This window comes from Profundibacter sp., assembly GCF_056498605.1.
The window spans coordinates 1-14,329 of sequence record NZ_JBSMEZ010000161.1 but is presented as its reverse complement, the minus strand read 5'-3'; the positions used below and the strand labels follow the sequence as shown (position 1 = coordinate 14,329).

At 54.9% G+C, this 14,329-nt stretch carries 15 protein-coding genes; 6 read left to right on the top strand and 9 right to left on the bottom strand.

Annotation, left to right across the window (positions count from 1 at the left end):
- The first annotated feature begins 59 nt into the window (after positions 1-59).
- Positions 60-2,030, top strand: coding sequence for a Wzz/FepE/Etk N-terminal domain-containing protein (locus ACWB12_RS16110; protein ID WP_479531118.1), 1,971 nt, complete (start codon positions 60-62; stop codon positions 2,028-2,030).
- A 121-nt stretch (positions 2,031-2,151) separates the two neighbouring features.
- Positions 2,152-3,132, top strand: coding sequence for a hypothetical protein (locus ACWB12_RS16105; RefSeq protein ID WP_479531117.1), 981 nt, complete (start codon positions 2,152-2,154; stop codon positions 3,130-3,132).
- Here the strand turns inward: ACWB12_RS16105 and ACWB12_RS16100 are convergent.
- Positions 3,110-3,580 (bottom strand): GNAT family N-acetyltransferase, encoded by a 471-nt coding sequence (locus ACWB12_RS16100; RefSeq protein WP_479531116.1) that lies wholly within the window; start codon positions 3,578-3,580, stop codon positions 3,110-3,112. The genes ACWB12_RS16105 and ACWB12_RS16100 overlap by 23 nt on opposite strands.
- Before the next feature lies 1 nt (position 3,581).
- A complete protein-coding gene (gene zapE / locus ACWB12_RS16095; RefSeq protein ID WP_479531115.1) occupies positions 3,582-4,661 on the bottom strand; it encodes a cell division protein ZapE in 1,080 nt (359 codons plus the stop codon).
- A 111-nt stretch (positions 4,662-4,772) separates the two neighbouring features.
- Between zapE and ACWB12_RS16090 the strand changes: the two genes are divergently transcribed.
- Entirely contained in the window at positions 4,773-6,017 is a 1,245-nt protein-coding gene (locus ACWB12_RS16090; RefSeq protein WP_479531114.1) for an MFS transporter, read from the top strand.
- A 66-nt stretch (positions 6,018-6,083) separates the two neighbouring features.
- A complete protein-coding gene (locus tag ACWB12_RS16085) occupies positions 6,084-7,694 on the top strand; it encodes a leucine-rich repeat domain-containing protein (protein WP_479531113.1) in 1,611 nt (536 codons plus the stop codon).
- A 72-nt stretch (positions 7,695-7,766) separates the two neighbouring features.
- Here ACWB12_RS16085 and ACWB12_RS16080 read toward each other — a convergent pair whose 3' ends face one another.
- Genes ACWB12_RS16080 through mbfA form a run of 7 tightly spaced genes read right to left on the bottom strand, consistent with a single transcriptional unit; the run spans position 7,767 to position 13,431 of the window.
- A complete protein-coding gene (locus ACWB12_RS16080; RefSeq protein WP_479531112.1) occupies positions 7,767-8,687 on the bottom strand; it encodes an alpha/beta fold hydrolase in 921 nt (306 codons plus the stop codon).
- On the bottom strand, positions 8,687-9,475 hold the full coding sequence (locus ACWB12_RS16075; RefSeq protein ID WP_479531111.1) for a phytanoyl-CoA dioxygenase family protein: 789 nt from the start codon (positions 9,473-9,475) through the stop codon (positions 8,687-8,689). Before ACWB12_RS16075 ends, ACWB12_RS16080 begins: the two co-directional genes overlap by 1 nt.
- The gene (locus tag ACWB12_RS16070; protein ID WP_479531110.1) at positions 9,472-10,392 is read right to left on the bottom strand and encodes an ornithine cyclodeaminase family protein; all 921 of its coding nucleotides are present in this window, start codon (positions 10,390-10,392) and stop codon (positions 9,472-9,474) included. The genes ACWB12_RS16075 and ACWB12_RS16070 overlap by 4 nt, the downstream gene beginning before the upstream one ends.
- Positions 10,389-11,015, bottom strand: coding sequence for an HAD family hydrolase (locus tag ACWB12_RS16065; protein ID WP_479531109.1), 627 nt, complete (start codon positions 11,013-11,015; stop codon positions 10,389-10,391). The genes ACWB12_RS16070 and ACWB12_RS16065 overlap by 4 nt, the downstream gene beginning before the upstream one ends.
- Positions 11,002-11,472, bottom strand: a complete 471-nt coding sequence (locus ACWB12_RS16060) for a YaiI/YqxD family protein (RefSeq protein WP_479531108.1) — start codon at positions 11,470-11,472, stop codon at positions 11,002-11,004. Before ACWB12_RS16060 ends, ACWB12_RS16065 begins: the two co-directional genes overlap by 14 nt.
- Before the next feature lie 19 nt (positions 11,473-11,491).
- On the bottom strand, positions 11,492-12,421 hold the full coding sequence (locus ACWB12_RS16055) for an AEC family transporter (RefSeq protein WP_479531107.1): 930 nt from the start codon (positions 12,419-12,421) through the stop codon (positions 11,492-11,494).
- Between the two features lie 32 nt (positions 12,422-12,453).
- Positions 12,454-13,431, bottom strand: coding sequence for an iron exporter MbfA (gene mbfA / locus ACWB12_RS16050; RefSeq protein ID WP_479531106.1), 978 nt, complete (start codon positions 13,429-13,431; stop codon positions 12,454-12,456).
- Positions 13,432-13,586: 155 nt separating this feature from the next.
- Between mbfA and ACWB12_RS16045 the strand changes: the two genes are divergently transcribed.
- Both ACWB12_RS16045 and ACWB12_RS16040 read left to right on the top strand, forming a co-directional pair.
- Complete coding sequence (locus tag ACWB12_RS16045) at positions 13,587-13,769, top strand: hypothetical protein (protein WP_479531105.1); 183 nt, start codon at positions 13,587-13,589, stop codon at positions 13,767-13,769.
- A gap of 121 nt (positions 13,770-13,890) precedes the next feature.
- Positions 13,891-14,329, top strand: a 439-nt coding sequence (locus ACWB12_RS16040; RefSeq protein WP_479531104.1) for a TetR/AcrR family transcriptional regulator, incomplete at its 3' end; no start/stop codon positions are given.

Below are 14,329 nucleotides of genomic sequence, written 5' to 3'. Positions count from 1 at the left end.
GTCGTCTTCACGCTCCGTCCGTAAAATAGATCAAAATCAAGAGAACCGGAGCTTTGCTAATGTCTGCCCTCCTTCCGCATTTTGCCGGCATCGCACCGCCAGCGCCACAACCGGCCGAGCAGGCCGAGGTTCTGGATTTAACGCATCTGGTCGGGGTGTTGTGGCAGGGCAAGGTAAAACTGGCTGTAGCAGCGCTTGTTGCGGCGATGATTGGCGGTGTTTGGGCGGGTTTCGTGGCCACGCCATACTATCAGGCAGCCGCTGTTTTGATGTTGTCGACACCCGAAGAGCAATTGCCTGCGCTTGGCTCGCTTGTTCCCGGGTTAAGTGCCGGTAATAGTGCCGTCAATACCGAAGTCGAGATTATCCATTCTCGCAGTTTGATCGGGGCTGTGGTTGAAGAACTAGGGCTTGAAACCGATCCGGAATTCAACCCCGAAATGCATCGGGGCATGATATATGCCGCTAAAGGGCTCCTTAGGCAATGGGCCCCACAGGGATGGATTTCACCTGCGGTCGTGTTCTCGCCGGATCAGATCAGAACCCTGACAATCGACAGAATGCTGCAAACGATATCCGTCAGCAATATCCCCGACAGTATGGTTTTTGAAGTTGCCGTTGAAAGTGAGGAAGCCTCAAAAGCAGCGCAAGTTGCCAACACGCTTGCGGCGCATTATATCCGCCGCCAGATTGACGAAAAAATCCATGCGAATGAACAGATTGTCGACTGGTTGTCGGCCCGCGTAACCCAGTTGCAGGCGCAGCTTGAGACAGACAAAAGCGCGCTGGCACGGTTTTCAGCCAAAATGGAATTGATAACACCGGAAACCCACGCGGCACTGGCGATACGACTAAAAGAGATGCGGCTAAGAATTACGATACTTGAATCAACCGAATCCCAAAGAAGCACGGTGCGCACACAAACCCAGCTGTCTGAATTGCGCGTGCTGGAACAGGAACTGTCTGCAATGCTGGATCGCCAATCAAAAGATCTGGTTCGCGTGCAACAACTGGAGCTTGAGGTGCAGGCGTCGCAATTGGTTTATGCGCAGTTTCTGGGGCGGTTTAATGAAAGCGCTGCACAAATGGATATCACCCAGCCAGACAGCTCGATTCTATCAATGGCCGAAACGCCGGTGGTGCCAACACGCCCCAGACCGGCATTGGTGGTTTTGATGGGAGGGGTGTTGGGGGCTTTGCTGATGGGTATTCGTATCTTACGGCGCGATATAACGCATAAAACTTTCCGTACACAGCAAGAACTGGAAGAAGAAACAGGGCTGGTGGCGCTGGGCCAAACATTGATATTTCCGCGCCGCAAGTTTGGTTCCATGGTGTTAAGGATTGCCAATAGCGGCGATGATAAGAATGCGGACAGTTTGCGATATTTGCGCAGTCAGGTTTTGCCTCTACAGGGCCAGACATCCAGAGCGGTTATGGTAACTTCGTCGCTTCCGGATGAGGGCAGGACGGTGTTAACCTTGGCGTTGGCCCATTCGATTGCACAGATGGGCCGACGGGTTTTGGTGATTGACGGGGACTTGCATCGGCAAGGTTTACAACAATTGCTAAAGCCTCCATCCAACGGGTTATATGCAGCACTTCGGCAGGGCACACCGTTAGATGAGTCCATTTGGCGGTGTGATGATCTATGTGTAGACATCCTCAGTGGGTCTGCCGAAGAACTGGAGCCTGCAAATCTGTTCGCTCTGGCATCGTTTCGGCGTCTAATTCGGGCTGCACGCGATACTTATGATGTGATTCTTATTGATACCCCGCCAGTGCTTGCAGCCCCTGATGCCCAGACCATAGGGATACGTGTTGATTCAATATTATACGCCGTAAAGTGGGGTCAAACGGATACGCGGGCGCTAAATGACGGGCTGGGCAGCCTTAAGAAAGGCGGATTAAAGGTGGACGGGCTGGTTTTAACGCAGGTTAATCCCAAACGCCAACGCCGCTTTGCGCCAAATTATCATGCGGGTCTGCAAGGGTATCGTAAGTATTCCACCCCTAAACCTAGCGCATAAAGTCGGCAAACGGCAACGTAGAGCAACGCAAACTGCGACATATTCCACAAAGTGAATATAAAACCTTTCCTTTTCCCTGTTTGCCTATATTCACCGTTAAAAGCAGCAACAGGACAGTGACATGAAACAGATCGCCCTTATCGTAACCGCAATTGCGCTTGGCCTTGCTGTCGGTAAAATTACCGGCGGCTTTGATTTCTTCTCGGCAGTATGTCTTGTTGCTGGGGTTTTTCTGGTCACGCCCAGCCTGTTCAAATTCCACTTTTCAGACTTTGTGATTATCAAAACCCACACCGGCGCAATCTTCAAAAACCTGTGGATCAACTATTTGCTGCTGACCACGACCGCCCTGATCATCGGTTATATCAGCCAGGACCTTGGCATCGCCGCCGCCCTGTTTCTGCTCGCCCTATTGCCAGGTGGTGGCATGGTGATGATGTGGATCAAAGTCAGCGGCGCCAACGTCAAAGTCGGCTTTGTTATCTTTATGTTGAACTTGGCATTGTTGTTGCCGGTAACACTGATATTCGGCCAGTTCCACGGGCTTGCAGATGGCCTGTTCCCTCATGTCGATTTGACCCATGTGCAGGGTATTGCCACAGGTAAAACGGTTAAACCCTTTGCGCCTTTCATGATCCTGATCGTAATTCCCTTTGTGCTTAGCCGCATCATGCTGGCGTTCTTTCAAGGCATCGTTGTTTTTACCGCAAACCACCAACAGATGATTTCAAAGATCACGATGTTCGGCATCGTGTTCTACCTGTTCTCGCTCAAAACATCGCAACTGCTGTTTCAGGTTTCATTGATGGACTTGCTGACTGCCGCCGTGACCACCGCCGCCTTCTACATGGTCACCTTCGCCGCAGCGATCAAACTGACGGATAAAACCCCCGATGGCAAAGCTGTGTTCTGGCACATCGCCACACGCTATATCACGCTGGCGCTGATCCTTGCGGTGTTTAACGTCGATACCTTTGGGGCAACCTTCATCCTGCCGATCATGTTTGCCTACTTCATCCAGATCGGCGCAGCTGGCTTCTTGGCTAAAATCGAGATCGAGCATCCTGCCAACACAGGCCCTAATCCTGCCCAATCCGCCTGATCATATTGATTCCCGTCGCATGAAATCCGCCCTTTAGGTACAGATTTTGCGCAGGTTCATTATCTGCCGCGACCCGCAGCCCGATTTGTGTAAACTCTTCATCCACAAGCATTGCTTCAAATACGCTCAGGGCTTGCTTGCCAAACCCTTTCCCTTGGTGTGCCGGAAGAATGCAGAAATCATAGATGAACACCGACCGCGCCTGCTGGTTCGGCTTATACCAAAGATACCCGATCACATCGGCCCTGTCGGTAATGCACAACAACACGTGCTCGGGCGTATCAACACCCTGCGCCAGATCCTCGCTGATTTCCTTCACCACTTTTTCTCGCGCTTTGTCGTGGGGCAGGCCATAGTTTGACGAAACTTCAGCCGCATAATCTGGAATGAAATATTCCAGATACCCGTCAAACTCGTCGGCCCGCATCGGTCGCAATGTTATTCCCATATTAAGCTCCCCATTCTGCTCCCATCATCTCTCGTAGACGGCTGGCGGTGCGCTCGAATTCAAACGCCCCGTCCCCTTCAACATAGAGCATTTCAGGCAGCGCCGCAGCCGTGCAAATCAAGCGCACTTTCGCCTCGTATAACGTATCAATCAAGGTTACAAACCGCTTGGCCTCGTTGAAATTTGACCGTGACAACAACGGAATGTCCTCCAACATCAACACCCGAACGGCCTCGGATACCGCCAGATAATCCGCAGCCCCCAGCGCTGTGCCGCAAAGATCAAAAAACCCGACCCGCGCCACCCCGGTGTGAAACTTCGGCAGTACCACATCACGTCCCTTAACGCGCAACACCAACGGCTCCCCCACAACGCCTGTCAACTCCATCCAAACAGTGTTCATCGCCGACCGTGCCTTTGGTCCGTGCAATACAAAATAACTGCGAACCCCGCCCAGCATATCCTGTCGGTAATCTGTCGGGCTGGCCAGTTCGTGCACCACCATCTGCACCTTGATCTGCTCGATAAACGGCAGAAACAATTGCCGGTTCAACCCGTCCTTATACAGATCATCCGGTGGCCGGTTCGATGTGGTCACCACCACCACCCCCGCCGCGAACAGCGCCTCGAACAGACGGCCTACAATCATCGCGTCAGTAATATCGCTAATTTGCATTTCGTCAAACGCCAGCAGCCGAACCTGATCTGCAATCCCAGTGGCCACAGGTGCTATCGCGTCATCCACACCGGTTTTGCGGGCCTCGTTCATCCCCGTATGAACCTCTTGCATGAAGGCATGAAAATGCACGCGGCGCTTTTCCTCAATCGCCAGATTATCCACAAACAAATCCATCAGCATGGATTTCCCGCGCCCAACCCCGCCCCACATGTATAGACCCTGCGGCACGTCCTCGGGCTTGTGAAACAACCCGCCCAAAATCCCCCGCTTGCGGACCTTGGCAGCTTCCAGATGCACCCGAATATCCTCGAGCGCTGGCAAAGCCGCGACTTGAGCCGCATCCGCCGTCAACGTCCCCTCGGCCACCAAACGGGCGTATATGTCCTGCAAACGATCAGTCATCACATATTCATATTTCGAGCGGTCCGATAAAGAAAGCCGATGTAACACACAAAGATAAATGATTTGATGCAAGCGTGATTTTGAACAAGGCTCGCAAGTCTGGAGAACACCATGACAGACCAACGCACCCCCCTCATCACCCCCGTCCTGATTGGCGGCTGTATCATCATCATGATCGGCTTTTCGATCCGCGCCAGCTTTGGCGTGTTCCAGATCCCGATCGCGCAGGAATTCGGCTGGCTTCGAAGCGAATTCTCGTTCGCCATAGCCATCCAGAACCTCGCATGGGGCATTGGCCAGCCCATTTTCGGCGCGATTGCCGAAAAAGTCGGCGACCGCAAGGCGATCATCGCAGGCGCACTGATCTACGCGCTGGGCCTCGTGCTGTCGTCCTACGCCGTCACCCCGACCCAGCACCAGTTCCTCGAAATCCTCGTCGGCTTTGGCATTGCAGGCACCGGCTTTGGCGTGATCCTCGCCGTGGTGGGCCGCGCGGCTTCTGATGAAAACCGCTCGCTCACCCTTGGCATCGCCACCGCCGCTGGATCGGCTGGCCAAATCTTTGGCGCGCCGCTGGCCGAATACTTGTTGGGTATCATGCCGTGGCAATCGGTGTTCATGGCCTTCGCCGCCCTGATCCTGCTCACCCTGTTTGCCCTGCCGATGATGCGCTCGCCCATACGTCCCGCCACCCGCGCCGAGCTGGAACAATCGATGGGGGAAACCCTGCTAAAGGCGTTCAAAGACCCCACCTTCACCCTGATTTTCCTCGGCTTCTTTTCCTGCGGCTACCAACTGGCCTTCATCACCGCCCATTTCCCCGCACTTATCACCGAGATGTGCGGCGCGATTGACCCCTCCGGCACACTCGCCTCGGTCGGTATTTCCACCACATCGGCCCTAGGCGCGGTCGCAATATCCCTAATCGGCCTCGCCAACATCGGCGGCACCATATTTGCCGGATGGCTCGGCCATCGCTATCCGAAAAAATACCTGCTCACAGGCATCTACATCGGTCGAACCATCATCGCCGCCGCGTTCATTATGCTGCCCATCACCCCGACATCGGTGATCCTGTTCTCGATTGGCATGGGCTCGCTCTGGTTGGCCACCGTGCCGCTCACATCCGGCCTCGTGGCGCATATTTACGGGCTGCGCTACATGGGCACGCTCTACGGCATCGTGTTTTTCTCACACCAATTGGGCAGCTTTCTCGGCGTCTGGCTCGGCGGGCGGATGTATGACATTTACGGCGACTACACAGCCGTCTGGTGGATCGGCGTCGGCATCGGAGCCTTCTCGGCCATCGTGCATTTGCCAGTCAAAGAAGTCCCGCTAGAGGCCCGCACCGCCTAACCCTTGCCCTGCCGCCCCAATCCCGTAGGGTGGGTGTCAACCCACTACGAGCAAAGGGCAAAGGGAATGAGCGACGCAGATTATGCCTATAAAGAGGCGCAAAGGTTGATTGCAGCGGCTTTAGCGAATAATAGTTTTACCCTTGATTTCAGCACCAAAAAAACCCGCGCTCTCACCAAGCTCCCTCCTGAAATCTCTGATCTGACGGAGGTCAAGGAACTCAACTGCGATAACACACAGGTGACGGACCTCACCCCCATATCGGGCATGACCGGAATCATAAAGCTCGACCTCAACAATACTCAAGTGACGGACCTTATCCCCATATCAGGCATGACTGGGATCGAGTTTCTCTTGCTCGACAAAACAAAGGTAGCGGACCTTACCTCTATCGCAGGCATGACGGGGATGATATTGCTCTCGCTCGACAATACAGGGGTGGCAGACCTCAGCCCGATTGCAGGCATGACGGGGATGACATTTCTCTCCCTTAGCAACACACCAGTGAGGGACCTCACCCCCATTGAGGGCATAACGGGGATCACAGCTCTTTACCTCACCAACACACGGGTGACGGATCTTAGCCCCATCGCAGCCATGATGGAGATCAAAACGCTCTACCTCAGCAGCTCACAGGTGGCGGACTTGCGGCCGTTGCTCTCACTCACGAAACTTGCAGAGGAGCCAGAATCTGGCGGCCTCACCTTCGAAGACACCTCCGCCACCCAGATGGACCTGAAACTGGACGAGCTATCAGAAATTACGGATGCTGAAGAGCGCGGCACCAAAACCTTTGCCTACCTGCGCGAAGTCGGGGGTAACTGGCCACCCATCCCCAAAACCACCCCCGACCAAGACACCATCCTCACCGTCGGCCAAACCGAAGACGGGCGGTTGGATATATCCCCCGCCATCCCCGATGCCGATGAACTCACCGACACCGTTAAACGCAAAGCCCACCAACTGTTGCAACAGGCGACCAAATCACTGGAACAAATCGCGGGCAATATGCACCCGCGTCTGGCCAGTAGCGCTCGCACCCTCTCGCTGCATATTGATTGCCCGCTGGATCAGGTCGATATGCTGGATGTGCATTTTGAACTCGAAGCCCTGCGCGGCACCTACGAGCGGCGCGGCGAGCGTAAAGGCGAGGACATCTTTGGCGACGATGTGATTGATGCGCTCGACAATGTGTTGATGATCGGCCCCGGTCTGGTGCTGGACAATGAACAGGTCGAAAAGCTCGAGGCACGGCGGGATCGTTACCGTGGTGCGCCGCCCACCCCCGATGTGCAGGCCGCCCAAGATCAATTGTCAGACGGCATCGCGCTTGACCCCGTCCTGTTTGGCGACACCATTCGCAGCTACAGCGTGACGTTCAAAGATGGCCATGCAGAGGGTAGTGAAAGGTTGCAGGCGGGTCAGGGTATTCTGAACAAGAATACGGTGATCAAAGTTGGCTCAAGCGTCGCCATCTTCGTTGCTGGCGGAATGGCAGGTGGCCCACTCTCTGCCCTAGGGAATGAACTGTTAGCGTGGCTTGTCGCCCAGTCCGAAACCATCAGCGTTCTGGCACCCACTTGGGGCACCGCATTCGAGGCATGGATCACCCCGATCATCATGCACGCCCGCGAGGCCAATGTTGCCGCCCGTGCCCTGTTAAAGCGCCCAGATTAACCCCGTCAAAAGCTCATATGGAATTCATATGCGATTCATATGGTTTTCATATAGCCCAAATCGGCCCTGTTTTCACACCTCGCGCAGGAATTCCTGGATCGCTTTGATCACCTCTTTCGGGTGGGTGTAGGTTAGGGAATGGGGCGCATTCGGGATCATGGTTTGGCGGGTATTGCGGTTTAGTTCCGCCAATTTCCCAAGGCCGGAAATCGGGATAACCGCATCGGCTTCGCCCCAGATTGCCTCGACCGGAATACCGGATTTTGCAAGTGTTTTGTGTTCCCGATCCAGCGTGTTAGCCAGCAGGTTCCGCTGGCTGGACAGCACCGCAGGCAGGAACCCGCGAACATAGGTATCGGCCGTTTGCATCGCGTAGATATCCGGCACGGCTGATGGCGTTTTAGCGTCGGATTTCAAATCCTTACGCAGAAACCAGCCACCAAAGACCATCACCAGCCAATCCCCGATAAGCGGTGTTTTTGTGATGAAACTATGCAGCCGGTTCGGAGCAATCCCCAACCCCGCAGGCGCCAACAAAATCAGCCGTTCCAGCATGTCGGGATGTTTGGCGCCGTAACAGGTGGCAATCGCCCCGCCCATCGAATACCCCAGCAGCATGATACCGCCGTCAACACCTTGATCTTCCAACAATTCTTCTAGCTGTCTGTTAAAGAACTCAGCATCCTGCCGCCCCGCAACACGGTCCGAATATCCGCGCCCGTACAGATCATAAGTCAGCACCCGATAACCCATCCGGTTCAGCCCTTGCACCAGCGCATCCCAGACGTAACTGGGGGTGGTTAACCCATGCACACAAACCGCCACAGGCCCCTTAAGTGGCCCGCTCCATTGGTAATGGGTTTTGCCGCTGGGCAGGTCTGCGAATTTCCCTGGTGCAAGTTTTTGGGCCTCGTCGTCCATTGGGCTGCGACGCCAATGGGCAATAGCTGGGGCCGCGGCGATGATGATGAGGAACAGTAAAACCCAGCCCATTATTCGCTCCCCCAAATCACCGGAAACCAATCCTCGCGCAGCCGTTGCCCCGCCACCATTTCATGCCCCGGAAAAGGCGGCGAAGTGCGGCCCGGTCGCGCCACATATCGCGCATCATCCCCGAGCCATCGCAGGCTCAGGGCGCGCCGCGTCGTGTCGCTGAAATTACCACGGGCACCGTGGACTGTGCGGTAGTCAAACAGCACCGCATCGCCGGGTTGCATCGGCCATTCCAGCACCTTCATATCAGCCGGATTTTCATCAGGGTCAGGCACTGGAATCCAGTCATGATCACCCTCGTAAAAATCGCTGTCATCAGCCCAGCTGACAGGACGCACCATACGGTCCCATTTGTGGGAACCAGCGATGAAACGCAGGCTGGCTTCAGCTACAGGATCAAGCGGCATCCATATGCTGACGGTCTGTTCGCCCCCGACGAAATAGTAGGGGCTGTCTTGGTGCCACGGAGTCGGGGTAGGTGTGCCGGCCTCTTTAACCAACACATGGTCATGATAAAACTGCGCTGTGCCCGATTGCATGACCGTAGCGGCCAATTCAGCAGCAGGGCTATCGCGCATGATCTGTTCAAATTCGGGGATGCGTTGCCAGTTGCAATAATCGTCAAAGAACCGCCCTTTGGCCACCTCGTTTTCCGAAGCATACTCGCTGGGGTCCGCCAAATTACGCGCCACACCTGCGGCCATGACATCGACCCAATCAGCGAACAGCCCTTCAACCTTGATCACACCATCACGTTGAAAGTCCGCTATTTGCGCAGCTGAAATCATCGTTGCCTCCAAGTGTCTAGAATGTAGCGGCTGACCATCAGATCCAGATGGGCGCCACCACCGTTTTTGAACAGGGTAATTTCGCAGTCAGTATTGCGCTTAAATGCACCGGATGCCAGGTCGTAGTAGTCGGCAATTATATCATTCCGCGCTATCACCCCGCTGGCCAGTGGTATCATCAATTCACCGATATGGTTTACTGTGGTCTCGAAACTATCAACAAAAATCCGTGACCGTTTTAGTGCCGCATTGTCCGCCTCGCGCATGTCGGGGCGATAGGCCCCGATCAGGTCGATGTGCTGGCCCGCCTGTAACCATTCGCCTTTGATCAATGGTGCGGTAGCCATCGTGGCAGAGGTGACAATGTCAGCCGCGCGCACGGCGGTTTCCAAATCTGTCGCGGCTTTTGTATCGGGATATTGGGCAGCCATTTGAACGGCCGCATCGGAGGATCGGTTCCAGATGGTGAAGGCCGCCTCGGGAAACGCCGCGCCATAGGCATCCCGCAGGGAGTGGCCCACGGTGCCCGCGCCAATGATCAGGATGTTGCGGCTGTCGGGGCGGGCCAGTTGTTTGGCGGCCAACAGGCTGTCGCCTGCGGTTTTCCATTTGGTCACCAGATGGAAATCGATCAGCGCTTCCAGTTGTCCGGTATCGTCAGAAAACAGGTTTACGGCTCCGTTCACCACGGGCACGTTTTGGGCGGGGTTGTCAGGGAAAATCGTAGCGGCCTTAACCGCCAGCCCCATGCCGTCAATCCACGCCGCGCGGGACAAAAGCGTGTTGTCGCCCTGATACAGTAATGTGTCTGCGATCTCGGCTTTGGGCAAAGTATGCGCCTGGATTAGTGTGTCGCATAGCGCATTCCAGTCCAGCAATGCGTTGCCCTCGTCAAACCCGATGATTTCAAAACTCATAACGCGGCTTCCTCTGATGTTAATACCCCGTGCCGAACCAGCGCATTCGCCCAACCTTCGGGCCCGTTAAACTGGTGTGTTTGCCACCCGCGTATGGCTGCTGCGCCAATATTTTCGCGCATATCATCAGTGAACAACAGCGATGCGGGCGACAGGCCACTGCCCTGTTCTAGCATTTCGTAAATACGTGCATGCGGTTTCACTTCCCGCAAGTGACCAGAGACATATTTCTGATCAAACTCGTTAAAGAATGGATAGTGCTTGGCGGCTGTTTCAAAGGTGCCAATGCCGAAATTTGATAGGGCAAAAACCGGTGTGCCCTTGGCGCGGATTGCATGCAACAAATGCACCGACCCTGAAATTTCGGGTGCTGCCATTTCAATCCAGCTGTCGTGCCACAGCCGGATTTCTTTGCTGTATTCTGGATGCGCATCGGCGAAGGCATAGACGGTTTCTTGAAAGGGTGCGCCCAGATCAATGCGCTCGTTCATGCCGTAGATATCCACAGCCTCAAAAAACGCACGCCTCCGCTGCGGGCCAATTTCGCTGTCGTAAAACCGTTCAGGGTGCCATTCGATCAGCACCCTGCCGATGTCAAAAACCACAGCTTTAATCTGGCCCATGCGCCGCTTCTTTCATCGCTTTGTTCAATTCACTATCCAGCGAGGAAAGGAAACGCGACCGGTCCGCTTTTGTAAAGGCTTTCCCGCCGCCTTGACGGAACGGATCAGCCGCGCGCAGGTCGCTCATCAGATCACGAGTGGCTAGGATATTACCGATGTTGGCTGTGGTAAAAACCTCGCCGTTATGTTGCAATACACGGGCACCTGCTTCGATACATTTAGCCGCCAGCGGGATGTCACCTGTCACCACCACATCGCCACGCCCAGCACGATCCGCGATCCACATATCCGCTACATCGGGACCATCAGGCACGAACACCAATTCGACCAGCGGATTTTGCGACGGGCGCAAGCCGCCGTTGCAAACCACATACATTTTCAGCCCGCGGCGGGTGGCGACACGCTCGGCTTCTTCTTTGACCGGACAGGCGTCGGCGTCGATGTAGATGGCTGTCATGGAAATTCTTTCATGTTGTCTAAAACGTGCCGACCCAGGAAATCACCAGCGAGATAGTGAGTATGCTAACCAGTGTCGAGATCAGAATCGTTGCCGAAACGCGGTGTGGCGCGACATTGTAATGCTGGGCCAGAATATAGACATTTCCTGCGACCGGTAGCGATGCAGCCGCGATCATAACGCCTACGTCAAACCGCACCACATCAAAGATCAGCAAGGCGCAGATGCCCACAGCGACCGGATGCAAAACCAGCTTTGCAAAGGACAGCCAGATCGCCACCGATATCCGCTCGGCAGATTTGTAGGCCAGCGATGCGCCAATCGCAAACAGCGCGCCCGGGGTTGCCGCGTCACCAAGGATGGTCAGGAATTCGTTGGCGGGGGCAGGAATGGGCAGGTTGGCAGCAGACCACAACAGGCCCGCTGCCATCGACATGACCATCGGGTTTCTCAACAGGCCTTTGCCGACGCTGGCGAATACCCCGAAAGACATGCGCCCATCGCGGCTGCCGGTGATCAGGATCACGACCAGACTGGAAAACACGATCAGGTCAATGGAAAGGATCATCATGATCGGCCCGATTGCGGCCTCGCCCAGCAGGACCGCCAGCATCGGCAGGCCCAGAAACCCCATGTTGCCAATGATGCCGCACTGTGCCTCGATAGCGGCCTCGGCCACCGACAACCGGCGCGCCTTGGCGACCAGTGTGACCAGTAGATAGACCACCATAGAGCCGAGCAAATAGGCGCTGGCGAACTGGGCATCAAACAGCTCAGTCACGGGCAGGGTGGCGGCGAAACGAAACAACATCGCCGTCAGGGCAAAGTAAAATACGAATTTCGTCAGATAAGCAGTCGCCTCTGCAGGGAAGAACCGCGTGCGGGCCGCAGTATATCCAACCCCCATCAGGGCAAAAAACGGCAGGGTTTTAAGGAAGATTTCCAGCATACTCTTCCCTTAGCATTCCATCAGCAGTGGTGCTAGCCCCCGCCAATCAATACCCCCGCAGCAAACACCAATGCGCCGCCCAGCACCACCTGAAAAGTGGCCCGCATGATGGGCGTGTTCATGAATTTATATTGCAGCCAGACGATGACCCATAATTCGACGAATACCACCATAATTGCGATGGAAGTTGCGGTCCAGAAATCGGTAATCAGATAGGGCAGGGCGTGACCCAACCCGCCAAGTGTTGTCATCACACCCGACGCAATGCCGCGTTTTACGGGGGATCCGCGGCCAGACAGCTCGCCATCATCTGATGCAGCTTCTGTGAATCCCATCGAAATCCCCGCACCGATAGAGGCTGCCAACCCGACCAGAAAAGTGGTCCCTGTATTATGCGTGGCAAAAGCTGTGGCAAAGATCGGCGCAAGGGTGGAAACCGAACCATCCATTAGGCCAGCCAACCCTGGCTGAACCCATGTCAGCACAAATTGACGATGCGCAGTTCTGTCCTCATTGGTTTTTGCACCATCTCCCAGATGTTCGGCCTCTAGCGCATTTGCGGCGGCCATATGTCCGGCTTCTTCATCCGCCAAGCTTCCAAGCAATTTGCGTGTTGCTGCATCAGAAGTTTCCCGCGCGGCTTTGGTGTAAAACGCTTCGGCATCCTTCTCCATTTTCGCGGCTTGTTCGCGGATCCGTTCAAGCCCCAGATTTTCGATCAACCACACAGGGCGGCGGGCATAAAACCCGGCAACATGTTCACGCCGGATCAGCGGAATGACTTCACCAAAGCGGGATTGATGCAAGTCAATCAAACGGCGGCGATGCCCGTCTTCCTCTTTGGCCATGCCATCAAACACTTTGGCCGACGCGGGGAAGTCCTCGCGCAGGCTTTCTGCATAGCCGCGATAAATCTGGGCGTCGTCCTCTTCTGACGATATCGCCAGTGCGATGATCTCTTGTTCTGTTAGATCGGAAAACCGACGGCGGTTGCTGACACCGGGTATCATGGAGGGCTCCTTTATTAGAATTGTTCTAAATTACAGAACCTACCAGCAAGGGCAAGAAAAATAAATGAACCGTTTCGTTCATTTTTTGCTTGCTAACTAAACTGTTCGGTTTATATATGATTCTGAACGAAACAGTTCACATAAGGATTTGAACTATGACACATACAAAATCAGCCATCCTAGGCCTTGCATTTGCCGCCCTTGCTGCCCCTGCATATGCGGGTGGGTTTGCCTTTGATCTGCCCCGCCTGACATTTCCCGATCCAAAACCACCCGTGGTCAGCCAGGCATGCACAACCTCGGCGACCCTTACAGCCGACAATTGCACAACAGAATAACCACTCACGACCCCTCTTCCCTGAGGGCCAACTGGGCAGGCATCGCGCCTGCCCTTTTTCATCTTTTCTTGCCCAAACTGAACTGTTCAGACTATAGTCCAGTTCCTATGAGGAGAGAACAATGACAGCCACCGAAGACAAGATCAGAAAAGGTCGCAAATACGATCAGGTTCTAGAGGGCGCGCGCACTGTTTTCATGAAGGACGGGTTTGAGGGGGCGAGCGTTGATGACATCGCCAAAACTGCAGGCGTGTCCAAGGCCACGCTCTATAGCTACTTCCCTGACAAGCGCCTGCTGTTTGCCGAGGTTGCCAAATGTGAATGTCATCGGCAGGCAGACAATGCGCTTGAGGTGGTGACAGATGATGCAAGCCCGGCCGAGGTTCTCTATGCGGCGGGATCAAAGATGATTGAATTCTTCACGTCCGAATTCGGGTTAAGCATGTATCGCATCAGCACCGCAGAATCAGGGCGGTTCCCCGAGTTAGGTCAACGGTTCTATAAATCCGGCCCGCTATTGGTGCGTGAACGTCTGGTCCAGTATTTCCACGAGGCCGTTG